The 23256-nt window shown below is 68.1% G+C and carries 21 protein-coding genes and 4 pseudogenes; 19 read left to right on the forward strand and 6 right to left on the reverse strand.

The annotated features are described in order from the left end of the window. Positions 1 to 63 precede the first annotated feature (63 nt). Positions 64 to 306: pseudogene (locus tag OG953_RS24885) on the forward strand (urease accessory protein UreD); the annotation flags it as partial. Positions 307 to 328: 22 nt separating this feature from the next. Here OG953_RS24885 and OG953_RS24890 read toward each other — a convergent pair. Next, positions 329 to 544 carry an Arc family DNA-binding protein gene (locus OG953_RS24890; protein ID WP_405686984.1) on the reverse strand — a complete coding sequence of 72 codons (216 nt, stop codon included), beginning with the start codon at positions 542 to 544 and terminating at the stop codon, positions 329 to 331. Between the two features lie 17 nt (positions 545 to 561). Between OG953_RS24890 and OG953_RS24895 the strand changes: the two genes are divergently transcribed. The 3 genes from OG953_RS24895 to mqnP all read left to right on the forward strand — a co-directional run bounded on the left by OG953_RS24895 (position 562) and on the right by mqnP (position 4334). Further along, complete coding sequence (locus OG953_RS24895; RefSeq protein WP_405686985.1) at positions 562 to 1791, forward strand: RNA-guided endonuclease InsQ/TnpB family protein; 1230 nt, start codon at positions 562 to 564, stop codon at positions 1789 to 1791. A gap of 171 nt (positions 1792 to 1962) precedes the next feature. Beyond that, a complete protein-coding gene (locus tag OG953_RS24900) occupies positions 1963 to 3420 on the forward strand; it encodes a menaquinone biosynthesis decarboxylase (RefSeq protein ID WP_405692040.1) in 1458 nt (485 codons plus the stop codon). Next, entirely contained in the window at positions 3417 to 4334 is a 918-nt protein-coding gene (gene mqnP, locus OG953_RS24905; RefSeq protein WP_405686986.1) for a menaquinone biosynthesis prenyltransferase MqnP, read from the forward strand. Before OG953_RS24900 ends, mqnP begins: the two co-directional genes overlap by 4 nt. A 12-nt stretch (positions 4335 to 4346) precedes the next feature. Here the strand turns inward: mqnP and OG953_RS24910 are convergent, their stop codons facing one another. After that, positions 4347 to 4970, reverse strand: coding sequence for a rhomboid family intramembrane serine protease (locus tag OG953_RS24910; RefSeq protein WP_405686988.1), 624 nt, complete (start codon positions 4968 to 4970; stop codon positions 4347 to 4349). Between the two features lie 123 nt (positions 4971 to 5093). Here OG953_RS24910 and OG953_RS24915 point away from each other — a divergent pair, with 123 nt between their 5' ends. Next, a complete protein-coding gene (locus tag OG953_RS24915; RefSeq protein ID WP_405686990.1) occupies positions 5094 to 5768 on the forward strand; it encodes a UbiX family flavin prenyltransferase in 675 nt (224 codons plus the stop codon). An 8-nt stretch (positions 5769 to 5776) separates the two neighbouring features. Here the strand turns inward: OG953_RS24915 and OG953_RS24920 are convergent, their stop codons facing one another. Beyond that, the gene (locus OG953_RS24920) at positions 5777 to 5911 is read right to left on the reverse strand and encodes a hypothetical protein (RefSeq protein WP_327274611.1); all 135 of its coding nucleotides are present in this window, start codon (positions 5909 to 5911) and stop codon (positions 5777 to 5779) included. Positions 5912 to 6043: 132 nt separating this feature from the next. On the opposite strand from OG953_RS24920, the gene OG953_RS24925 reads away from it, so the two are divergent. From OG953_RS24925 to OG953_RS24950, 6 genes are all read left to right on the forward strand, one after another. Beyond that, a complete protein-coding gene (locus tag OG953_RS24925; protein WP_405686992.1) occupies positions 6044 to 6499 on the forward strand; it encodes an Lrp/AsnC family transcriptional regulator in 456 nt (151 codons plus the stop codon). A gap of 89 nt (positions 6500 to 6588) precedes the next feature. Next, the gene (gene mqnE / locus OG953_RS24930) at positions 6589 to 7752 is read left to right on the forward strand and encodes an aminofutalosine synthase MqnE (RefSeq protein WP_405686993.1); all 1164 of its coding nucleotides are present in this window, start codon (positions 6589 to 6591) and stop codon (positions 7750 to 7752) included. 122 nt (positions 7753 to 7874) lie between these two features. Next, complete coding sequence (locus tag OG953_RS24935) at positions 7875 to 8414, forward strand: GNAT family N-acetyltransferase (protein WP_405686994.1); 540 nt, start codon at positions 7875 to 7877, stop codon at positions 8412 to 8414. Positions 8415 to 8584: 170 nt separating this feature from the next. Beyond that, entirely contained in the window at positions 8585 to 8839 is a 255-nt protein-coding gene (locus tag OG953_RS24940) for a DUF4229 domain-containing protein (RefSeq protein ID WP_405692042.1), read from the forward strand. A gap of 412 nt (positions 8840 to 9251) precedes the next feature. After that, the gene (locus OG953_RS24945) at positions 9252 to 10622 is read left to right on the forward strand and encodes a dicarboxylate/amino acid:cation symporter (protein WP_405686996.1); all 1371 of its coding nucleotides are present in this window, start codon (positions 9252 to 9254) and stop codon (positions 10620 to 10622) included. Between the two features lie 163 nt (positions 10623 to 10785). Continuing rightward, positions 10786 to 11085, forward strand: a complete 300-nt coding sequence (locus tag OG953_RS24950; RefSeq protein WP_405686997.1) for a hypothetical protein — start codon at positions 10786 to 10788, stop codon at positions 11083 to 11085. A 51-nt stretch (positions 11086 to 11136) separates the two neighbouring features. On the opposite strand, the gene OG953_RS24955 is transcribed toward OG953_RS24950, so the two are convergent. Beyond that, entirely contained in the window at positions 11137 to 12330 is a 1194-nt protein-coding gene (locus tag OG953_RS24955; RefSeq protein WP_405686998.1) for an alpha/beta hydrolase family protein, read from the reverse strand. Positions 12331 to 12598: 268 nt separating this feature from the next. Between OG953_RS24955 and OG953_RS24960 the strand changes: the two are divergent. Beyond that, positions 12599 to 13186, forward strand: a pseudogene (locus tag OG953_RS24960) (TetR/AcrR family transcriptional regulator); the annotation flags it as partial. A 206-nt stretch (positions 13187 to 13392) separates the two neighbouring features. Here OG953_RS24960 and OG953_RS24965 read toward each other — a convergent pair. Beyond that, complete coding sequence (locus OG953_RS24965; protein ID WP_405686999.1) at positions 13393 to 14568, reverse strand: glycosyltransferase; 1176 nt, start codon at positions 14566 to 14568, stop codon at positions 13393 to 13395. 485 nt (positions 14569 to 15053) lie between these two features. Between OG953_RS24965 and OG953_RS24970 the strand changes: the two are divergent. From OG953_RS24970 to OG953_RS24980, 3 genes and pseudogenes are all read left to right on the forward strand, one after another. Beyond that, a pseudogene (locus tag OG953_RS24970) lies at positions 15054 to 15215 on the forward strand (SH3 domain-containing protein); the annotation flags it as partial. A gap of 1626 nt (positions 15216 to 16841) precedes the next feature. Beyond that, positions 16842 to 16994, forward strand: coding sequence for a hypothetical protein (locus OG953_RS24975; RefSeq protein WP_229845982.1), 153 nt, complete (start codon positions 16842 to 16844; stop codon positions 16992 to 16994). A 324-nt stretch (positions 16995 to 17318) separates the two neighbouring features. Further along, entirely contained in the window at positions 17319 to 18140 is an 822-nt protein-coding gene (locus tag OG953_RS24980; protein WP_266360715.1) for a M23 family metallopeptidase, read from the forward strand. Between the two features lie 157 nt (positions 18141 to 18297). Here the strand turns inward: OG953_RS24980 and OG953_RS24985 are convergent, their stop codons facing one another. Continuing rightward, positions 18298 to 18789: a hypothetical protein gene (locus OG953_RS24985; RefSeq protein ID WP_405692044.1), complete on the reverse strand. Its 492-nt coding sequence runs from the start codon at positions 18787 to 18789 to the stop codon at positions 18298 to 18300. 220 nt (positions 18790 to 19009) lie between these two features. Between OG953_RS24985 and OG953_RS24990 the strand changes: the two genes are divergently transcribed. From OG953_RS24990 to OG953_RS25005, 4 genes and pseudogenes are all read left to right on the forward strand, one after another. After that, the gene (locus OG953_RS24990) at positions 19010 to 19969 is read left to right on the forward strand and encodes a phosphotransferase family protein (protein ID WP_405687000.1); all 960 of its coding nucleotides are present in this window, start codon (positions 19010 to 19012) and stop codon (positions 19967 to 19969) included. Positions 19970 to 20507: 538 nt separating this feature from the next. Next, positions 20508 to 20996 (forward strand): annotated as a pseudogene (locus tag OG953_RS24995) (isocitrate lyase/phosphoenolpyruvate mutase family protein); the annotation flags it as partial. 458 nt (positions 20997 to 21454) lie between these two features. Then, on the forward strand, positions 21455 to 22399 hold the full coding sequence (locus OG953_RS25000; RefSeq protein WP_405687001.1) for a TIGR03619 family F420-dependent LLM class oxidoreductase: 945 nt from the start codon (positions 21455 to 21457) through the stop codon (positions 22397 to 22399). A 10-nt stretch (positions 22400 to 22409) separates the two neighbouring features. Beyond that, on the forward strand, positions 22410 to 23195 hold the full coding sequence (locus OG953_RS25005; RefSeq protein ID WP_405687003.1) for an SDR family NAD(P)-dependent oxidoreductase: 786 nt from the start codon (positions 22410 to 22412) through the stop codon (positions 23193 to 23195). Positions 23196 to 23256: the final 61 nt, after the last annotated feature.

A 23256-nucleotide genomic window follows, 5' to 3' on the forward strand; every position in this document is an offset into this window, starting at 1 on the left:
ATCTAGACGAGAGCACTGACAGAGACTGAGGGGGCCAACTCTCAAGTCGGCCGGGAGAGAACAGGTCCGGGTGCACCCGGCTGGGACGGCCCCGCCGTCCTCGCCGGCCACCGCGCGGCCGGGCAGCTCCTGATCGTCGACCCGGCCTTGGAGGAGACGCCCCTCGAAGTTCAACTGCTCGGCGGCTCCCCGGAAGACGGCCAAGCCGTACTGACACCACTCGCCGGTCCTGCCGCGCTGGTCACCGCCGTCGCCCCGGACGGACTTCGCCTGCGCCACCTTCTGGACACGGCACAGGTCACCTGATAGCCGGAGGATGCCCCGGCCTTCAGGCTGGGGAGGAATCCGGTTTCCCGCGTAGCGGGGCAGGAGAAGTCGAATCGCCGCCGGGCGATTCGGCGTCCACTCCAGTGGCGCGGAGGCCGACCTCAAGCATGTAGACCAGTTCGGAGTTGAGGGACCGCCGCTCGGACTTGGCGTGAGCGCTCAGCCGGTCGCGGAGGTCTTGGGGGAGACGCAGGGTCATGCGGACTTCATTCATCATGGTGCTAGTATGACGTCGTGACGACACTAAAGGAAACCGAGGGTGCGGAGCGCGCACGGTGGACCTTCCGGCTCCGTGTGTCGTCCACCGCCCGTACCGCGCTACTCACCGAGTGGGACCGGTGCCGGTGGATCTGGAACGAGTGCGTGGCGAAGTCCAAGCAGGTCCACGCCTGGAACAAGGCCCAGCCCGCGGGTGCCGACAAGCGGACCTGTGGCCCGGCGCAGCTCGACAAGATGCTGACCGAGGCCAGGAAGAGTGCTGCGTGGCTGCGGGAGGGCAGCTCGGTTCCCCAGCAGCAGGTCATCCGTGATTTCGGGAAGTCCAAGGCCAAGGCGCAGAAAGACATCAGGGAACGGCTGCCCATGCACCGCCGGGCCGGGATGCCGAAGTACAAGAAGAAGTGTGAAGCCCTGCCCTCCCTCAACTACACGCGGCGCGGCTTCCGGCTCAACGACGGGAAACTGCATCTGGCCGGAGGCGTTGTGCTGACGGTGGTGTGGTCGCGGGAGCTGCCCGCCGACCCATCGTCCGTGCGTGTTTATCAGGACGGTATCGGGCACTGGTACGCCAGCTTTGTCGTCCCTGCCCAGATCCGGCCGATGCCCGGGACCGGGCGCGTGATCGGCATCGACTGGGGTGTGAAGGAGACCGCGACCACCACCAGTAGTGCCCATGATCTCCCCCATGCCGGGCATGGGCGGAAGGCTAGGGAGAAGCTGACCCGGTACGACCGGATGATGGCCCGACGCAAGCCGCAGAAGGGCCACGCCGGGTCGAAGGGATACCGCGAGGCGAAGCGGCTGCGTGCCAGGCTGCACAAGAAAGTGGCCCGGCAGCGCCAGGACACCGCCCGCAAGTGGGCCAAGAGGGTTGTCCGCGACCATGACGCGCTCGCTGTCGAGGACTTCAAGCCGAAGTTCCTCAGCCGGACCACCATGGCCCGCAAGGCTGCTGACGCCGCCATCGGCGCGACCAAACAAGCCCTGATCGAGATGGGCCGCAAGCACGGACGGTCCGTGCACCTGATCCACCCTGCGTACTCCACGATGGACTGCGCGCACTGCGGAGCGAGAGCCAAGCACGCACTGCCGCTGGGAGAGCGCACCTACACCTGCACCGCCTGCGGAGCCGTATCCCCAAGGGACAAGAACTCCGCAGGTGTGATGCTTGTCCGGGCTGGTCTGGACCCGGCTGGTGCTGATCGTGGAAGACCTGACCAGGCGCTGCCTGGCCAGGCAGCGTGAGCTAGAAATCCCCGCTTAACCCCGAAGGAGGGAATCCCCTTCCTTCAGGGAGGGGAGCAGTCAACTTCCGCCGTACCGTCCCGGGCGGACGTGGGCGCGTCCGCGTTCCGTGAGGGCCGCCGAGGTGGGGCACCCCAGGTGATCGCCAACGGTGATGACAAACTGGACGGCATGGCTTACGACGATCTTCGTTCCCTCCTCCGGGCCCTGGAGCGCGAGGGCGAGCTCAAGCGCATCAAGGCCGAGGTCGACCCGTATCTGGAGGTCGGCGAGATCGTCGACCGGGTGAACAAGGCGGGCGGGCCCGCGTTGCTCTTCGAGAACATCAAGGGGTCCTCGATGCCCCTGGCCATGAATGTCTTCGGGACCGACAGGCGGCTGCTCAAGGCGCTCGGGCTGAAGTCGTACGCCGATATCAGCGACAAGATCGGCGGGCTGCTCAAGCCGGAGCTGCCGCACGGTTTCGTCGGGGTGCGGGAGGCCTTCGGGAAGCTCGGCTCGATGGTGCATGTGCCGCCGAAGAAGGTGAAGTCCGAGAGCGCGCCCGTGCAGGAGGTCGTGCTCACCGGCGACGACGTGGATCTGGATCAGCTGCCCGCGCTCTTCACCTGGCCCGAGGACGGCGGATCGTTCTTCAACCTGGGGCTCACCCATACCAAGCACCCGGAGACGGGTGTGCGGAACCTCGGTCTGTACCGGCTCCAGCGTCACGACCGGCGCACCATCGGGATGCACTGGCAGATCCACAAGGACAGCCGCAACCACTACCAGGTCGCCGCCAAGCGCGGGGAGCGGCTGCCGGTCGCGATCGCGTTCGGGGCGCCGCCCGCGGTGACGTACGCCTCCACCGCGCCGCTGCCGGGGGACATCGACGAGTACCTCTTCGCCGGGTTCATCCAGGGCAAGCGGATCGAGATGGTCGACTGCAAGACCGTGCCGTTGCAGGTCCCGGCACAGGCGGAGGTGGTCATCGAGGGGTGGCTGGAGCCCGGGAAGATGCTTCCCGAGGGGCCGTTCGGCGACCACACCGGCTTCTACACGCCGCAGGAACCGTTCCCCGCACTGACCATCGACTGCGTGACCATGCGGAAACGTCCGCTGCTGCAGTCGATCGTGGTGGGCCGGCCGCCGACCGAGGACGGGCCGCTGGGGCGGGCCACGGAGCGGTTCTTCCTGCCGCTCCTCAAGATCATCGTGCCGGACATCGTGGACTACCACCTGCCGGAGGCGGGCGGCTTCCACAACTGTGCGATCGTCTCGATCGACAAGAAGTACCCGAAGCACGCCCAGAAGGTGATGAGTGCCATCTGGGGTGCGCACATGATGTCGCTGACCAAGCTGATCGTCGTCGTGGACTCCGACTGCGACGTCCACGATCTGCACGAGGTGGCGTGGCGGGCGCTCGGCAATACGGACTACGCGCGTGACCTCACCGTCACCGAGGGGCCCGTCGATCATCTCGACCATGCTTCCTACCAGCAGTTCTGGGGTGGCAAGGCGGGCATCGACGCGACGAAGAAGTGGCCCGAGGAGGGGTACACCCGGGACGGGGGCTGGCCGAACATGGTCGAGTCCGACCCGGAGACGGCGGCGAAGGTCGACCGCCGGTGGAAGGAATACGGACTGTGAGCGCCGCCGAAGCAGCACTGGGCTCAGAGCCCGTACAACCGAACAGCAAGGTCAAGGCGTTTCTGCGGCTCGTGATGATCGAACACTCGGTCTTCGCGCTGCCCTTCGCGTACATCGCCGCCCTGACCGCGATGTTCCGGGCGGACAAGTCCATCCACTGGGTCACGCTGCTGCTCGTCACCATCGCGATGGTGGGGCTGCGGACGTTCGCGATGGCCTGCAACCGGATCATCGACCGGGAGATCGACGCCCGTAACCCGCGCACCGCGAGCCGGGAGCTGGTCACCGGGGCGGTGTCCGTGAAGTCTGCGTGGACGGGGGCGCTCGTCGCCGTTGTCGTCTTCCTCGGGGCGGCGGCTCTGCTGAACCCGCTCTGTCTGGCGCTCGCGCCGGTCGCCGTCGTGCCGATGGTGGTCTATCCGTACGGGAAGCGGTTCACCCACTACCCGCACGCCATCCTGGGGATCGCGCAGGCCATAGGGCCGATCGGTGCCTGGCTGGCCGTGACCGGCAGCTGGTCGTGGGAGGCGGTGATCCTCGGTCTCGCGGTCGGGATCTGGATCGGTGGATTCGACCTGATCTTCGGCTGCCAGGACGTCCAGGCAGACCGGGCGCAGGGGGTGCTGTCGGTGCCGGCCCGGTTCGGGATTCCGGCCGCGCTGTGGGGTGCGCGGGTCTGCCATGCGGTGACGACCGGGCTGCTCGTCTGGTTCGGGCTGGCCACGGAGGCCGGACTGTTCTACTGGATCGGCATGGTGATCGTCACCGTCGCCTTCGTGTACGAGCACCGGGTGGTGCGGCCGCACGATCTGTCCCGGCTGAACCGGGCGTTCTTCTCGGTCAACGGGTTCATCGGAATAGCGCTGTTCGCGTGCGCGCTGATGGATCTGCTGGTGCGGGGTCTGACGGTCTGAGCCGGACAGGCCCTACGGCACGAGCGGTTGGGCGGGTGTCGCCGTGCTCCGGCGGCGGAAGACGAACGCCGCCGCCACACCCGCCGCCAGTCCGAACAGGTGGCCCTGCCAGCTGACCGAGGTGTTGGCGGGGGAGATCCCCAGCAGGATCGACGAGCCCCATATCGCGCCGATCACCAGCCCGGCGCCGATGTCCAGCACTCTGCGGTCCACGAAGCCGCGGACCAGCAGATAGCCGAAGAGGCCGAAGACCAGTCCGGACGCGCCCGCCGTGTTGGAGTCGGCCGGCGAGACCAGCCAGACCCCGAGACCGTCGACCACGATGATCAGCGCGGCCACGGCCACGAACCGGCGTATGCCGCCCAGCGCGGCCAGGAAGCCGAAGACCAGCAGCGGCACGCTGTTGGAGGCGACATGGCCGAAGCCGAAGTGGATGAAGGACGCGGGCACGACGTCCAGCAATTCGCCGGGCCGGCGCGGCTCGATCCCGTACGTGTCCAGTGAGTGGCCGGTCGACACGTCGACGACTTCGAGTATCCAGAGGAACGCCACCCAGCCCAGCATCAGCTTGGCCGCGGCCTTCGCGCGGTCGCCCGTGCTCCACGCCGGTGCAATTCGATCTGACGATGCGGCCATCGTGGTCCCCTGCCGGTCTCCTGGGTCGCCCCTGTTTCCACCCCTCGAAACGGCTGAGGCACCTTACTCGGTTCCGGGTTCGGGCAGCCGGATAGGCTCGGCTGTGTGGATTCCGGGACTTCAGTGAGTCAGCACCAGCGGCAGCCTTGGATTGTCGGGGTTTCAGGCGCTTCGGGCACCCCATTCGCCGCCGCCGTGCTGCGCGGTCTGCTGGCCGCGGGGGAGAGCGTCGATCTGGTGGTGAGCCGGGCGTCGCGGCTGACGCTGCTGGACGAGACCGGGATCGCGTTCCGCGACGCGCACTGGCAGGAGGATCTGTGCAGCTGGCTGGCGCGAGGGGCGGACGGGAAGCCGCACACCTTCGATGTGGACATCGAGGGCGTACGGCACTGGGCGGCCGGTGATCTCGCCGCCGGGCCGTCCTCGGGGTCGTACCCGGCGAAGGGGATGCTGATCGTCCCGGCTTCGACGGCATGCGTGGCCGGGGTGGCGCTCGGACTCTCGAAGGATCTGCTCCAGCGGGCCGCGAGCGTGACGCTCAAGGAGCGGCGGAAGCTGGTCGTAGCGGTGCGGGAGACGCCGCTGAACGGGCAGACGCTGAAGCATCTGGTGAGCCTGGACGAGGCGGGCGCCGTCGTGCTGCCCGCCTCTCCGGCGTTCTATGCGGGGGCGACGCACATCCAGGATCTGGTGGACTTCGTCGCGGGGCGGGTGCTGGATGCGGCGGGGGTGCCGCACGACCTGTACCGCCGATGGGAGGGAGAGCTCGGTGGCGGCTCTCGCGGCTCCGGAGACTGAGCCTGTGGTCAGCGCTTCTTCTTGGCGCGCGAGGTGCGGGTCTTGTCGACCCGGTGCGCGGCGGCGGGCTGGTGGGCACGCGAGCGGTTGGCCAGGTCCTGCAGCTCGCGCATCCGGGCGTAGGCCATCTCGATCGTGTACACGGTGTTCTCACTCCTGAAGATTCGAAAGCGTTTTTTGGATGTTCGGGAAGATTTGCAGGCGTTGAAGCCTGCGTGCCTTAGATTCTACACGTAAACTCGCGATACTGCTGAACAATGGAAGGTTTCAGTCACATGGACGCGGTGGACAGGCAGCTCATTCAGGCCCTCAGGGAGAACGGCAGGGCCTCGTACGCCGAGCTGGGGCGGCTCGTCGGGCTCTCCGGGCCAAGCGTCACCGACCGCATCAACCGGCTGGAAACCGCCGGTGTCATCACCGGTTACCGCGCCACCGTCGACGCCGCGTCCCTGGGTCTCGGGGTCACGGCCCTGATCGGCATCTCGCTCTCCGACGCGGCCGATCATGAGGACGTGGCGCGCCGGCTGAAGGACGTTGCGGAGATCGAGGACGCCTGGTTCATCGCGGGCGACGATTCGTACATGCTCAAGGTGCGGGTCGGTGACGTGGACGGTCTGGAGAAGACCATTCGCCGGATCAGCGGTACGAGGGGGGTCTCGCGCACGCGTACCACGATCGTGCTCTCCACCAAGTGGGAGAACCGGGTCGGGGAACTTCCCGAGGAGGCGTAGGCGTAACGTGGTGGGGCCCCCGGGTGACCGGGGGTTTCGCCCGGTATCGCCGGGAAGGTACAGCGCGTCGACAACTGGGAGGCAGCCGCATGGACGTTGGGCTCAAGCGCGAGCTGGAGGAGAAGGTCCGCGCAGGGGAGCGGCTGACCCGTGAGGACGGCATCGCCCTCTACGAGTCGGACGACCTGGCCTGGCTCGGCGGCCTCGCGCACGAGGTGCGTACGCGCAAGAACGGCGACGTCGTGCACTTCAACGTCAACCGGCACCTCAACATGACCAATGTGTGCACCGCGTCGTGCGCGTACTGCTCGTTCCAGCGCAAGCCTGGCGAGAAGGACGCGTACACCATGCGCATCGAGGAGGCCGTCCGGCTGGCGAAGGCGATGGAGGGCGAGAACCTCACCGAGCTGCACATCGTCAACGGGCTGCACCCCACCCTGCCGTGGCGTTACTACCCGCGCTCGCTCAGTGCGCTGAAGGAGGCCTTGCCGCAGGTCTCCCTCAAGGCGTTCACCGCCACCGAGATCCACCACTTCGAGACCATCTCCGGGCTCTCGGCCTCCGAGATCCTCGACGAGCTGATCGAGGCCGGTCTGGAGTCGCTGACCGGTGGCGGCGCGGAGATCTTCGACTGGGAGGTCCGCCAGCACATCGTGGACCACAACACCCACTGGGAAGACTGGTCGCGCATCCACCGCCTCGCCCACGAGAAGGGCCTGAAGACCCCGGCGACGATGCTGTACGGGCACATCGAGGAGCCGCGTCATCGCGTCGACCACGTGTTGCGACTGCGCGAGCTGCAGGACGAGACCGGCGGTTTCCAGGTCTTCATCCCGCTGCGCTACCAGCACGACTTCGTGGACATGAAGGACGGCAAGGTCCGCAACAAGCTCCAGGCGCGGACGACGATGGCGACCGGCGCCGAGGCGCTGAAGACTTTCGCGGTCTCGCGGCTCCTCTTCGACAACGTCCCGCACGTCAAGGTCTTCTGGGTGATGCACGGTGTGCAGACCGCCCAACTCGCGCTGCAGCACGGCGCGGACGACATGGACGGCTCGGTCGTCGAGTACAAGATCACGCACGATGCGGACAACTACGGCACGCCGAACAAGCTCGGCCGTGAGGATCTGCTGGAACTGATCCGTGACGCGGGCTTCCGGCCCGTCGAGCGCAACACGCGGTACGAGATCATCCGCGAGTACCCGGGCCCGGACGCCGGGCGGCGCGAGTCGCCGCAGCCGATGCGCGTCTGACCCGTCCGACCTGTCGCGTCGTCAGTAGTTCAGGTGCACGAGAGCCCCGGCCGCCGGCCGGGGCTTTCTCGCGTACCGGGCAAGGCTTGAGGTGATGGATCGGTAATAGTTAATCTGCATTTATGACGCTTACTTTTGAGCTGGATCCCAAGTTCGACCGCACCCTGCGGGACGGCATCGCCGAGCTGTGGACCGATGTCTCCAACGCGGGCGGTGCGGTCGGCTTCGTGCCGCCCGTCACGGCCGACGACGTCCGGCCCGAACTGGTCAAGCACCTGATCGCCATGGCAGAGGGGAGGACCCGGCTGCTGGTCGGTTACGACGAGGAGGGCGCCGTCGCGGCCACGGCCTTCCTGGCCTTCAACACACACCGGCTGATGACCCACTGGCTCTGGCTGTACACGGTGATGGTCCATCCCCGCCACCAGGGCAAGGGTTATGGGCGCGACCTGATGGACGCCGTGGCGGAGGCCGTGCGCGGGATGGAGGGGATGGAGGCGATCCGCCTCACCTGCCGTGGCGGCACCGATGTCGACCGGTTCTACGCCTCGTGCGGGTACAAGGAGGTCGGGCGGGTGCCCGACGCGATACGGGTGGCCGACGGGGACGACCGCGACGACATCATCATGCTGCTGCCGCTCGACCGAGGTCCTCGGCCCTGATTCGCCGGAGAGGCCGGCGGCCCCGTCGAACCCCTTTGGTGCAGCCCTCCGAAGTGATCGATTCCGGGGCATGCTTCACTGGTCGGGCAGGATCGCAGGACTGCCGTACGTAGAGAGAGGGGCCAACTGTGTCCGCTGCCAAGCCGAGCGCGACGATTCGGTACACCGCGATGCGCCTCAGCATCTTCGTGGGCTGCTTCGCCGTCGTAGCCGTGGCCGTCCACTTCGGTCTGTTTCCCTCGGGGGTGGGTGGCTCCAATTTCATCTGGGTGATCCTGCTCGCGCTGATCCTGTCCGCGCCGCTCAGCTACGTGCTGCTGCGCAAGCAGCGTGACGAGATGTCCGCGCAGATCGTGTCCAGGGTCGACCGCACGAAGGCGCGACTCGACGCGAACCGGACCCGCGAGGACCACGTCACCCAGTGACGACCTGGTGAGGATGACGTAAGGGCTACGTAAGGTTCCTCACACCCCGCACAGTTTCCGTGTGAAACCCCGGTGCCGGAGCGAGCGCTCCTGTACTGGGGTTTCGTCGTTCCCGGACGTGTTACGGGTGCTCCGGGACCTGTGTTCTCACCCAAAGAAGACCTTTGAGGTTCTCAAAGTTCAAGTGTTAACGTGTTCGACATGAAGACAGCGGTGCGCCATCGATTCGCCGCGAGCGTCCCGCTCGTGGAGCGCCTGCATGTCGATCTATGCCGCTGTATGTCCGCGGTCTGTTGCCGCAACGTCTGAACCGGCACCATGCAGCGGCGCCGCCCCTGACGCGGGCGCCGCACCCCCGTCCCCCCGCACGACGTCCCCGTGCGCCCCGATGCGTCACATCTGGAGTGTGTCCGTGTCCGCGAATCCCGCGTCCGCCGCCGCGACCGACAGCCCGTCCGGCTCCGGCTCCGGTTTCCGTATACCCAAGGTCCCGTTCTGGGCCCAGATAGTCGCCGGTCTCGTCCTCGGCGTCATACTCGGGTGGCTTGCCCGTACATACGACGTCAACTGGCTCTACACCACGCTCGACAAGATCGGCCACATCTTCGTCCAGCTGCTGAAGCTGGCCGTCGCGCCGCTCGTCTTCTTCGCGATCCTGGTGTCGATCACCAACCTGCGCAAGGTCAACAACGCCGCCCGGCTGGCCACCCGTACCCTGCTCTGGTTCATGATCACCTCGCTGATCGCGGTCGCCATCGGCCTCGCGATCGGCCTGATCACCAACCCGGGTTCCGGCACGGGACTGACCCCGAAGGACGGCAAGCTGCCGGAGCACGCGGGCTCCTGGCTCGACTTCCTCACCGGCATCGTCCCGGACAACGTGATCACGCCGTTCACCGAGCTGAACGTGCTCCAGATCGTCTTCATGGCGGCCGTCGCCGGTATCGCAGCTCTCCAGCTCGGTGAGAAGGCCCAGCCGATCCTCACCCTCAGCGAGTCCGTCCTGGAGCTGCTCCAGAAGGCCCTGTGGTGGGTCATCCGCCTCGCCCCCATCGGCACCATCGGCCTCATCGGCTACGCGATCGCCGACTACGGCTGGGACCTGATCGGCAAGTACGCGACGTTCGCCGCCGACGTCTACATCGGCTGCGCCCTGGTGCTGTTCGGTGTGTACCCGCTGCTGCTCGTCACCGTCGCCAAGCTCAGTCCGCTGCAGTTCTTCAAGGGCGCCTGGCCGGCGATCCAGCTGGCCTTCGTCTCCCGCTCCTCTGTCGGCACGATGCCGGTCACCCAGAAGGTCACCGAGCGCCTCGGCGTCCCGAAGGAGTACGCCTCCTTCGCGGTCCCGTTCGGCGCGACCACCAAGATGGACGGCTGCGCCGCGATCTACCCGGCGCTGGCGGCGATCTTCATCGCGCAGATCTTCGACGTCCAGCTGGGTGTCGGTGACTACGTCCTGATCGCGTTCGTCTCGGTGATCGGTTCCGCGGCCACCGCCGGTCTCACCGGTGCGACGGTCATGCTGACCCTCACACTGTCGACGCTGGGCCTCCCCCTGGAGGGCGTCGGTCTGCTCATGGCCATCGATCCGATCCTGGACATGATGCGTACGGCCACCAACGTTGCTGGTCAGGTTGTAACCCCGTTGATTGTGGCTTCGCGGGAGAAGATCCTCGACCGCGACGCGTACAACTCGGCCTCGTCCTCCCCGGTCGACGACGCCGAGGTGCGCGACGCCGAGGTGCGCGACGCCGAGCCGCAGCGCGTGCCGGTCGCCGCGTAACGACCGAAGCGTGCACCGAGCGCCCCCGGTCCGTCCGTCGACGGACCGGGGGCGCTCGCCGTTGCGCGGGCGCCGGCCGGCACCTCAGGGAGCGGTGCCTGAGGCGACGAAGAGGGGGAGGGCGAGGAACAGCCGCCCTGTTCGGGCGCGTGCGCGCTGGTCCGTGGTCCAGGCCGCGGCCTCCTCGGGGGGACGGCGTTACGGTACGGACGACCTCGCCCGGGTCGCGGTCCTTGTCCGGGCCGAGCAGGCGGGTCTCGGCCTGGATGCGATCCGGGTTCTGGTCTCCGCCGCGGACCCCGCCGAGCGTCGGGTGGTGCTCGTCGGTGAGGCGGCGCGGCTGCGGACCCGTATTGCTGCCGTGCAGGCCTCGCTGGACCTGGTCGAGTGCGCGCTGGGCTGCGAGCACGACGACTTCAGCCGGTGCCCGCACTACCGCACGCACGTGGCACTCGGGCTCTGAGCACCACGTGCGTATGCGACGCGACGTGCCCCCCGTTCCGTCCGGGGCGGGTCAGGGCTGCTGGAACCCGACCTCGGGGTTGTCCGGTGTCGGGCCGTCCAGGAGCGGCTGGGGCGTGCCCCGCAGATGCAGATCGAAGAAGGCCGCGACATAGTCCCGGGTGATCCGCATCGAGCGTTCACCGGAGAGCGGCGCCTCGGGGTCGACCATGCCCAACTGGCCTCCCAGTGCGGGGACATCGGTGAAGGTGAAGTGGCCGGAGTCGGTGACGGTCAGCCAGCGCTTCCAGCCGTCCAGCCGCGCCCAGCCCTCGTCCCAGCTCTCGTCCTCACCGCCGGGATGGTGGTCGGAGGCGGTGCCGAGCATCAGGAACGGTCTGCCGCCGAGTCCGCCGGCGGGGATCGGGTCGAAGAAGGTGCCGTCCATGTCGACCCCGGCGCGCACGCGGTGGTCGGCGGCCATGGTCGAGGCGGTGGCGTTGCCGCCGATGGAATGGCCGGCCATGCCGATCCGGTGCGGGTCGATCATGTGGGCGTGACGCCAGGCCGGGTGACGGCCGGTCAGTCGGTCCAGTACGAAGGAGAGGTCCTTGGCCCGCCCCGTGGCCACGGCTGCCATGCCCGTCGTCGTCGCGGTCTGTTCGCAGGCGGCGCAGGTGAGCAGGCGCCCGCCGGGGAAGGTGGTGCCGGTGGACTCGTAGGCGTGGTCGACCGTCGCGACGACGTATCCACGGCTGGCCAGGTCCTCGGCCAGGCCGGTCAGCGTTGTCCGCGGAGTGCCGAAGCCGGGGGAGAGCACCACCAGCGGGAACCTGCCGGGTGCCGGGCGGGCGGCCAGGCGGGCGTGGGTGAGGGTGGCGCTGACCGTGGTCGCGGGGATCACGTCCTCCAGCCCCCGGGACGCCAGCATCAGCCGGGCTTCGTCCGTGGTCATGTAGGGCGCGGTCGTCGTGCCGCCGCCGGGGCGGGCCGGGTAGTGGACCGACACCATCAACTGCCGGGCGCCGGCCGCCGGGACCCAGGGGTCCGGGCGGCTCCTGTCGGTCAGATGCAGGGTGTCCCGGCCTGTTGCGTAGGGTCCGGTCGGCCGGGGGACTTCCAGCGACGGTCCGGTGGCGGCGTGTGCCGCAGGGGGTGCACCGGGACGGGTTCCGGGCCCCGGGGCGGCTAAGGCGGTCGCGGGTGAGGCGAGCAGGACGGCCAGGGTGATCGCCGTGGCCGTGGCCCGGCTGCAAAGACTGATCATGGTGAAGACGCTACGGATCCGGCCGTGCGGGTACATCGTGCGCAGGGGGGACCGTTCTCCCACCACAGGGTGATCCCGGGCCCCGGGAGACATGACTTCCGGTGGGTGTACAACCGGCCACTCGGCGGCTGCGGAAGCCCTCTCCGTACGACGGGCCAGGGTTCTGCGCCGTACTCTTACCGAGGAGTAGGGCAGTGGGGGCCGGAGGAAGTCGGACGTGGGTGCTGTGAAGAGCAAACGGATGCCGCGTGCCGTGCGCGAGCAGTAGATGATGGACGCAGCGGTACAGACGTTCGGGCAGCGTGGATACCGGGCCGCTTCGATGGACTAGATCGCGGAGCTGGCCGAGGTGTCCAAGCCGCTGGTCCATCTGTATCTGAATTCCAAGGAGGAGCTCTTCACCGCCTGCATCCAGCGCGAGGCGAAAGCGCTGGTCGCAGCGGTGCAGTCGGGGGTGGAGCCGGGGCTTTTGGCCGATCGGCAACTGTGGGCCGGGCTGCGGGCATTCTTCACGCACACCGCGGAGAACCCGGACGGCTGGGCGGTGCTGCACCGGCAGGCGCGTACGCACGGGGAGCCGTTCGCCACCGAGGTCATGGTGATGCGCGACGAGATCGTTGCGTTCGTGACGGGTCTGATCGGTGCGGCGGCCCGTGAGGCCCACCGTGATCCGGCACTCCCGGACCGCGATGTGGCGGGTCTGGCGCAGGCCCTCGTGGGGGCCGCGGAGTCGCTCGCCGGCTGGGCCAACGACACCCCGGGCGTCTCGGCGAAGGAAGCCGCGGCCACGCTGATGAACTTCGCCTGGGCGGGTCTGGAGAACCTTATGAAGGGCCGTCCGTGGCAGCCGCCGGCCCCGTCTGCGGGCCGGGCGCGCTGTCGTGCCCGTACAGGAGGGAGGCTGGTTCGCCACCGGCGACCTCGGCGCGCTGGACGAGGACGGCTACCTCACGATCACCGGCCGCAAGAAGGACATCGTCATCACCTCCGGAAGCAAGAACGTCACCCCGGCACCACTGGAGGACTGGCTGCGCGCCCACCCTCAGCCGTCCCGCGCGCCTGTCATGCGGTCTTCGGGCGGGCAAAGGTGGCGGGTGCTGACCGGCTGGAGCGTGCTGCGACAAGGTCGGACGCGAACTTACGGTTGCTGATGGTCTGTTCGCGGTAGTCGGCCGGAAGGTCCGGCAGGGCGAGGAGGCGATCGCAGGAAGCCAGTGATCCGCGCGCGTCGCCGGTCCAGTAGGAGGTGATGGAGTGCTCGAAGAGCAGGCCCCAGCTGTAGATCCAGGGCTCCATGAACAGCCAGTCCTTGGGGGTGGGGCGATTGATACCGGCGACGGCGACTGCGTTGGCCGCCTGATAGCGTCCCATCTTCCTCAGCCGACAGGTCAGTTCGTAGCAGGCCTCCAATCGCTGCGGCCGGCTCTCCCATGCGCGGGTGAGAGTGTCCATGCCGCCGGGCCAGTCACCGGAGTCGGCTTTGAGCACTCCCACTTGCAGCAGGGCGTAGTACACCTCCTCGTCCCATCCGCCCATGCCGGCCCGACGTTCGTACGTCGCGATCGCTTCTCGGGTCTCACCCATGTCACGGAGAGTCTGCGCGAGGTAGAAGACCGTGCGGGGATTGCCGGGGTTGCGCTTGAGGTCCTCGCGCAGCAGGCGGGCATCCCGGGTGAACTTGTCCCCGCGCGAGCCGCCGTCGGCGAAATGCTCGATGCTGAGGGCCGAGAGATCGGCAACCGTGTGCTGCTGAGCGGTGGTCAGAAATTCGTGGGTCGCGCCCTCGTAGCGCCATGGGATGTCCCCCTTGACCAGCCGGGGGATTCGGTATTCGAGAGAACCGAGATGGCGCAACATGTAGGAATCGGCGCTCAGTTCGGACAGTTCGGACAGTGAGCCCTCCCGTCGAACGGCCATGTCGGCGTCGATGAGCAGGAGGTAGTCGGCCTTGCCGCGTGCGCGCTGGATGTTCAGGGTGCGGTTGTGGCCGAAGTCGGCCCAGAGGTCCTCGTGGAGTTCTCCCGGAATCCCCTTCATCGTGGCGCGGATCAGTTCCTGTGTTCCGTCACGGGAGCCGGTGTCGGAGATGACCCATGTGTCCACCAGGTCGCGTACGGAGTTCAGGCATCGCTCGATGACCTTCGCCTCGTCCTTGACAATCATGCACAGGCAGATCGACGGCTTGCGGTGCAGCGTGGGTGGCCGTTCTTCGGTAGGACGGTCGATCAGATTTGTCATATACATCTCCCAATCTGGCTTCTATGGAGTAACACCCCACGGCGAATTGGTGCGGTGTACGGGATCGGCCGATCCGGTCACCGAGGAAAGCGACGCTAGTGCGCCGGAATCCGGGGGCCCCGGCGCGACACGGAGTTCTCGGGGGTGCGTAGGCGGCGGGGCCGGAATGGCCAACGGACCTAACCAATATGTGAATAGGGGCAGATGGTCGAAGCTCTACTCACTCACAAGGGGAGCTGTCAGTACTCAGACGGTAGATCATCGGCGTGGCGCATATGCCCTTGCCCAGTTGCGGCTGTCACAGTCACGGCTCCGATCCACGCAGACCCGGTAAGGAATCCGAGATGCATAAATCGAGAAGCTGGGACATTCTGTCCCGTTCAACCCTGGGTGCCATGTCGCTGGGTGTGACCCTGACGCTGTGCCCCATGGACATCGCTCACGGAGCGCCGAACCCCACGGGTTCGCAGGCGGCCAACCGAGTGATGGCCGGCCGGGTGGCGGCCAGCGTGTCCGGGACAGTCACCTCCCAGTCCTCTCAGAACATCCGTAGCGCTCCCACCACCCAGTCGCAGATCGTGGGCACCGTGCCGTCCGGCGGCACGGTGTCCATCGCCTGCAAGGTGGTCGGCCAGAACGTCGGCGGGAACTCATTCTGGTACCTGCTGTCCAACGGCAGCGGCTGGATGACCGCCCGCTTCATCTCGACGCAGACCACCGTGCCGTTCTGTGACGACTTCCCGGGATCGGGCGACACCGGCCCGACGGGGCCGATGGGTCCGACGGGTCCGGCGGGTGCTAATGGTGCCACCGGCGCTATGGGTCCGATGGGTCCGACGGGTGCGACGGGTCTGACGGGTCTGCAGGGTCTGCAGGGCGCCACGGGTGCCACGGGTGCGGCGGGTGCCAATGGTGCTAATGGTGCCACCGGCGCTATGGGTCCGACGGGTGCGACGGGTCTGACGGGTCTGCAGGGCGCCACGGGTGCGGCGGGTGCCAATGGTGCCACCGGCGCTATGGGTCCGATGGGTCCGACGGGTGCGACGGGTCTGACGGGTCTGCAGGGCGCCACGGGTGCCACGGGTGCGGCGGGTGCCAATGGTGCTGACGGTGCCACCGGCGCTATGGGTCCGATGGGTCCGACGGGTGCGACGGGTCTGACGGGTCTGCAGGGCGCCACGGGTGCGGCGGGTGCCAATGGTGCTAATGGTGCCACCGGCGCTATGGGGCCGATGGGTCCGACGGGTGCGACGGGTCTGCAGGGCGCCACCGGTGCCACCGGTGCGTCCGGTGCTGTTGGTGCTCACGGTCCGACCGGTGCGACCGGTCCGACGGGTGCGACGGGTCTGCAGGGCGCCACCGGTGCTACCGGTGCGTCCGGCGCTAACGGTGCTACGGGTGCCACCGGTCCTATGGGGCCTGTTGGTCCGACGGGTGCGGCGGGTCTGCAGGGTGCCACGGGTGCGGCGGGTACCGATGGTGCTGATGGTGCGACCGGTCCTGCAGGTCCGACGGGTGCCACGGGTGCGGCCGGTACCAATGGTACCAATGGTACCAATGGTACCGATGGTGCTGATGGTGCGACGGGTCCTGCGGGTCCGACGGGTGCCACGGGTGCGGCCGGTACCAATGGTGCTGATGGTGCGACGGGTCCTGCGGGTCCGACGGGTGCCACGGGTGCGGCCGGTACCAATGGTGCTGATGGTGCGACGGGTCCTGCGGGTCTGACGGGTGCCACGGGTGCGGCGGGTACCAATGGTGCTGATGGTGCTGATGGTGCGACGGGTCCTGCGGGTCTGACGGGTGCCACGGGTGCGGCGGGTACCAATGGTGCTGATGGTGCTGATGGTGCGACGGGTCCTGCGGGTCTGACGGGTGCCACGGGTGCGGCGGGTACCAATGGTGCTGATGGTGCTGATGGTGCGACGGGTCCTGCGGGTCCGACGGGTGCCACGGGTGCGGCCGGTACCAATGGTGCTGATGGCGCGACGGGTCCTGCGGGTCCGACGGGTGCCACGGGTGCGGCCGGTACCAATGGTGCTGACGGCGCGACCGGTCCTGCCGGTCCCACGGGTCCGGCCGGCACCAACGGCACCAACGGCACCAACGGTGCCACCGGTGCTACTGGCCCGACGGGTGCCACCGGCCCGACGGGACCTGTTGGCCCGTCCCAGCAGGCCAACAGCAACGTCACGTCTGTGCCCGCTGGGGGCAGCACCACGGACATCGTGGCCGTGTGCCCTGCCGGAACCGTGCTGACCGGGGGAGGCGCCGTGAGCCAGTTCCAGAACCCGGACATCATCTGGACCGCGAGTTACCCGGACACCGCCACCAACACCTGGCACGTCTCCGCATACAACAACGGCGCCACCGCGCAGACCGTCCAGTCGTACGCGGTCTGCATTCCTGGCAACGTTGGACCGTGAGGTAACTAGTTCCAAGGGGAATGGACGGGAACCCGCTCAGGGTTCGGGACAGTCCCTGTGATCGCTGCCGCAGCAGATGAAGGGTCTTCTGCTGCGGCAGCTCCATGTCGTTTCCGTCGAGTTCCACAGCCCCCGGGTTCCCATCCGGTGCCATCGCACCGGCGCACGCCGGCCGCACTTCTCCGAAGCGGCCGGCTCGGTTCTCGGGGCGTTTGGGTCTACTGGGGCAGCTGAACTTCCGGCACTTTTGGGTCCGTTCAACCCGGATTGCTGTTCCCCGTACCCCGGTACTCCACTCGGATTCGACTCGGAGGTTGACCGCGCATGCGCTCGATACGCATCGCCCTGCTGGGCCTGGTGGCTCTCGTCGCAGGACTGCTGACCGCGACCCCCGCCGCCGCGGCCCCGAACTTCAAGGCACCGTTCCCCTGCGGCCAGACCTGGACCTACAGTCATCACTCGGCGGAAGTAAGACAGGCCCTCGACTTCGTCCGCACCGACGGCGGCGCCACGGCCGGCACCCCCGTCCTCGCCTCGTCCGGCGGGACGGCCCACCGCTACTCCCAGCCCAGCGGTGCGGGCAACTACATCGCCATCGACCATGGCGGCGGCTGGCAGACCTACTACTTCCACCTCGCCTCGTACTCCGTCGCCGACGGCGCCTCCGTCTCCCAGGGCCAGCAGATCGGCGTCACCGGCTCCACCGGCAACAGCAGCGGCGCCCACATCCACTACGAGCAGCTGTACAACGGCGTCGGTCAGACCATCGCGATCAACGGCCAGTCACTCGCTCCGTACCCCGGCTCGTACTACAGCAAGTACCTGACCAGCGACAACGGCTGCGGAGGTGGCGGTGGCGGCAAGTACTGGGTCGACACGTTCGCCGATGCCACGGGCTACGCGGCGGCCGGCACGGGCGACGCGCAGGGCGTCCTCAACGCGGGCACGAACTACGTCTACTGCAAGGTGTGGGGCGCCCAGGTCGGCTCCGGCTCCAGCTACAACCACTGGTGGCTGAAGACGGACCTGGACACGGTGTACGCGGGCAAGAACGGGCGCGGCGCGTATGTCTCGGCGTACTACCTGTCCCGCTGGGGCAACGACGAGGCGCGGGACAACAACGGGACCGTGATCCCGGACTGCTGACCGGCACGCCTGGCCGATGCCACTCCCGTCCGCCGGTCGAGGACGGACGGGAGTGGCATCCGGCGTCGCGGCACGCATGTGAAGGAGGCGGCTGCTTCCTTCACATGCGTGCCGCTGTCCGATGCCGGAAGACCCCGTCCAGAAGCGGCAGTGTCCGCTACGCCTTGCTGTTGTAGTGCGTGATGTCCCAGTGGCTGCCTTCCCGCGCGTAGACGTTGCCGGCGGGGGACTTGTACAGAGCGGCCCCGTCGCTACGCTGCCCTGCCTTGGCGAACTTGTGGGTGATGTAGTCGTTGACGCACGAGACCTTGGTGGAGATGTCCGTCTTGTACCCGTTGCGATGACTGTACGTGCCGGAGCTGTGGCCCTTCTCGGTGCCGCCGGTGACGATCACCTTGCAGCCGCTGACCTTCTTGAAGGCGATCGTGCCCGCGATGGTCGCCTTGTTGATCTGGGTGAATGACGTACACGACTTCTTGTTCCAGTCGGAGCAGTTGCCGCTGGACGTCCAGGTGATGCCCGCCTTCTTCAACTGGGCGGCGGCATCCGCGTGCCGCGCGTACTTCGCCGGTGCGGCCTGTGCGGTACCGGCCACCAACAGGACCGAAGCGGTAGCGGCGATCACCATGCGGGCGGACAGAAGTCCCATGCGCTTCAAGACGTGCTCCTTGTCTGTCTTACGAGTTCGAACGCTGCTTGGCTGTGTGGCTTTCCAAGCGCGGGAAGCCTGCCCAGCGGCGAACTACCTGCGTATCCACCCTTCAGGTGAAAGGAACGCGTCGAAGTGGACGCCGTCCCACCTGTCGCCTCCGTTACCGGCAACCTCTGCCGGCTGTTCTCCGCATCAGTGAGATCAGTACGCTCCACGTATGGGTGAAGCGGCAGGCGGCGAACTCGACCGGGCGGCGACGCGTACGTGGGTGGAGAAGGCCCTTGCGCCGGGGGAGCGGATCGAGAGCGTGGAGCGACTGCGCGGCGGATGGACCTCGCAGACGCGACGGCTGGACGTCTCCGGGCCGCAGGGCGGGCGTTCGCTCGTGCTGAGGTCCTTCGTCAAGCCCTTCTTCGTACGTCATGCGCCGGGGCTGCTCACCCGGGAGGCGGACGTCCTGCGGCAGTTGGCCGGAACCGATGTCCCGGCGGCCCGGCTCGTGGCCGTCGATGCCAGGGCTGAACACTGCGACCACCCTTCGTTGTTGATGACCCTGCTGCCCGGGCAGGTGCGAGTGGACGATGCCGGGGCAGAACAGCGCATCGGTTTGCTGGCTCGGCAGTTGACCGACATCCACCGGGTGCGGGTGACGGAGGCGACCCGCCCGCGCGACTACGAGGCGTGGACCGCGCCGGACCGGGTGCGGGTACCCGGGTCGACCGGGCAGGCGCGGCTCTGGCAGCGGGCGGTGGATGTGATCCGCCGCGAGCCGCCGACGTACACTCCCCGGTTCCTGCACCGCGACTTCCACCCGGGCAACGTGCTCTTCACCGGTGTCGGTGCGGATCTCCGTATCAGCGGGGTCGTCGACTGGGTCGAGACCTCCTGGGGCCCCGCCGACCTCGACGTCGCCCACTGCTCGACGGCACTGGCGCTTCTGCACGGTGTCCCGGCCGGGATGAGTTTTGCCGAGGAGTACACGGGTGCGGGCGGGCGGTTGGCCGCGAGCGGTGCGGACCACCTGTACTGGCGGCTGCTGGACGCGCTGGCCTACGCGCCGGACGCGGAGAAGGTCGCGGTCCCGTGGCGGGAGCTGGGGCGGACCGATCTGACGCCCGAGGTGCTGACGGCGCGCCTGGAGGGCTATGTGGAGTGCCTGCTCGACCGGTTCGCCTGATCGGCGGTCATTGCCACAGCGCCCCAACAGGACGTCGCTGTCGGGCAGTCGACGGTCCTTCCGGCGATGCGTCGGATGATCCGCAGGAAAACGACCCTCCGGTTTCGTATGCAGGGTCGAACGCGGCGTGTCCCGAAGTGAAGGGACGGTCATGCCTGTATAGATATACGCGTCTTCGCGAAGAGGGCAGTTCTTCACTTCCTGCGCGGCATGGGTGCCGTCACCTCTTCCGCAAGTGAGCACTGCGCGTGGTGTTTCCGTATTCGTCGCATCAGTGGATTGCTGAATCGCCGATCCGCATGCCCCCGATTCGGCCACCGGTGTCTCGGTGACTCCCGGTCCCGGTGGCGCCGAATTCCGCATCATCTGAGAAGGCGTCGCTCGACACCTTTTCCTCGCAATGGAATCACCGAATCAGAAATTCGACGCATCAGCGATGTGCCGGACATTGATTCGCGAATCAATGACTCATTGGCAAGGAGACGCTGTGCGATACGGAAGTGCGCTGAGGGAAGAAGTCCGATCTCCGGGAACGACTCGCGTGCTTCCGCTGGAGGAGTATCTGGAGAAGCTCAACCTCGTGCTGGAGAGCAGGCAGGATCTGGTGGTCGTCGCCCGGACGGACGCCACGGAGGAGGACGACATCCTGCGCCGGGCCGAGGCGCTGGCCGGGACGGACGCCGACGTCGTCCTGGTCGACGGGGTGCGCAGCGTCGAATGGATCCGGCGCATCCGGAAGGTGGTCGGTGACAAGCCGCTGCTCTTCAACCAGATCGCGGGCGGAAAGTCGCCCAGGCTCTCGCTCTCCGAACTGACCGAGCTGGAGTGCCAGGCGGCCATCTACAGCACTCCCTGCCTCTTTGCCGCACATGCCGCCATCGATGCCGCGCCGACGGACCTCAAGCAGTCCGACGGACGGCTCCCCGAGCTCGCGCCCTCCGGCGGAATCGGAGTGCGGCGTTCGACGGAACTGCTGGAGAAGAACATCAGCAGGCACCACACCGTCCGTGAGCCCGTGTCCGTCTGACGCGAACGGTGCGCCGGGAGCGGGCCGCGCCCGCCTCGTCACTGTTCATCCCGAACGCAGGGGCCTCGGTGGCGCACCCCCACGCGCCACCGGGGCCCCGGCGCACGCGAACCACAGCGAAACGGGCCGTGTCCGGACCGGACCGTGCGACCGGGAGAGAGTCGGATCGCGGGATTCGCCTCGTCGAAGGCGCGTGCGGCCCCGGTGGACGTCCTCGGTGCCTTCTGCCAGGGCCAGTTGGCCGCCGGTAACGCCTGGGCCGACGCCCCCGACGGGCGATGCCGGCGATGATGCCGCCCGTCCGACGGGCTCGTCGGTGCCGGACGCCGCTGCTCGACCCGGCCGGCAGGCCGCCCGGTTCGCGCCCGCCTCTTGTCTGATGTGACGTCAGGTACGACGATGGCCCCCGCGCCGTCAGGTGACGATGCGTCAGATTCCCTCGGGAAGGAGGCCGTCCGGTGCCGATACTGCCCACCGGGCCGCTGTCGTACGGGATGCAGCTGCCGATCCAGTCGCAGAGCACCATTTACGCGGAGGGGTGGGAGGTCGAGGCCACCCCCTTGGACCTCGCAGAGATCGCCCGCACCGCCGACCGTACCGGCTTCGCCTACCTCGCGAGCTGCGACCATGTCGCGATCCCGCGGCGGCTCGCCGGGGTCATGAGCACCGTCTGGTACGACCCGGTCGCCACTCTCGCCTTTCTCGCCGGCATCACCGAGCGGGTGCTGCTGATGAGCCATGTCGCCGTCGTCGGCCTGCGGCACCCGCTGGCCACCGCCAAGCAGTACGCCACCCTCGACCACCTCTGCGGCGGCCGGCTGATCCTCGGGGTCGGGGCCGGGCACGTACCGGAGGAGTTCCAGGCGCTCGGGGCGGATTTCGAGGGGCGGGGCGGGGTCCTCGACGAGACCATCGACGCACTGAAGGCGGCGCTAGGCCCTGAGGAGTACCCGGAGTTCGCGGGGGAACGGTTCTCCTTCGCCGGGCTCGGGCAGCTGCCGCGCCCGGCCCAGGAGCGGGTGCCGGTCTGGGTGGGCGGCTCCTCGCGCGCCGCCGTGCGGCGGGCCGCGGTGCGGGGGGACGGCTGGCTGCCGCAGGGCGATCCGCGGGAGAAGCTGCCCGCACAGATCGCCAGGGTGAAGGAGTTGCGCGAGGCGGCCGGGATCGAGGCCCCGATCGTCATCGGCGCGATCACCGAGCCGTTGTACGTCGGTGAGCCGGAGTGGTCCGTCGGGCGGCGCACTCTCACCGGAAAGCCGGAGGTCCTCGCCGAGTCGCTGCGCGAGTACGGGGCCATGGGCGTCCACCAGATCCAGGTGCGGTTCCGCAGTCGGAGCCGCAGCGAGCTGACCGACCAGATGGCGGCGTTCGCCGCCGAGGTCGCACCCCATCTCGACAGGTAGGAGTCAGGCCATGGGCAAGCTGGACGGGCGGGTCGTGCTGATCAGCGGCGCGGCGCGCGGACAGGGCGAGCAGGAGGCGCGGCTCTTCGCCGCGGAGGGCGCGCGGGTGGTGATCGCCGATGTGCTCGACGAGCAGGGTGAGGCGCTGGCCAAGGAGCTGGGGGAGGGCGTCGCCCGGTTCGTCCATCTGGATGTGAGCCGGGAGGACGAGTGGCAGGCCGCCGTCGCCGCCGCGAAGGACACCTTCGGAAGGATCGACGGACTGGTCAACAATGCGGGGATTCTCCGCTTCAACGAGCTGGTGACCACACCGCTGGAGGAGTTCCAGCAGGTGGTGCAGGTCAACCAGGTGGGCGCGTTCCTCGGGATCAAGAACGTCGCGCCCGAGATCGAGGCCGCGGGCGGCGGGACCATCGTCAACACCGCCTCGTACACAGGGCTCACGGGCATGGCGTTCGTGGGCGCGTACGCCGCCACCAAGCATGCGGTGCTCGGGCTGACCAAGGTGGCGGCGGTGGAGCTGGCCGCGAAGGGGATACGGGTCAACGCCGTCTGTCCCGGCGCTGTGGACACCGCGATGACCAACCCGGCGGCGCTGGACCCGACCGCGGACCCGGAGGAGTCCAAAGCGGCGGTGGCCGAGCTGTACCGGAAGCTCGTACCGCTGGGGCGGATCGGGCAGCCGGAGGAGGTGGCGGCGCTGGCGCTCTTCCTGACCTCGGACGACTCCTCGTACATCACGGGGCAGCCGTTCGTCATCGACGGGGGCTGGCTGGCTGGTGTCAGCCTGTTCTGACGATGTATCAGGTATTGACGGGTGCGGGTGCCGGTGGAACAGTCGGACGCATCGCAATCTG

Source organism: Streptomyces sp. NBC_00057 (genome assembly GCF_045041165.1).
GTDB lineage: Bacteria > Actinomycetota > Actinomycetes > Streptomycetales > Streptomycetaceae > Streptomyces.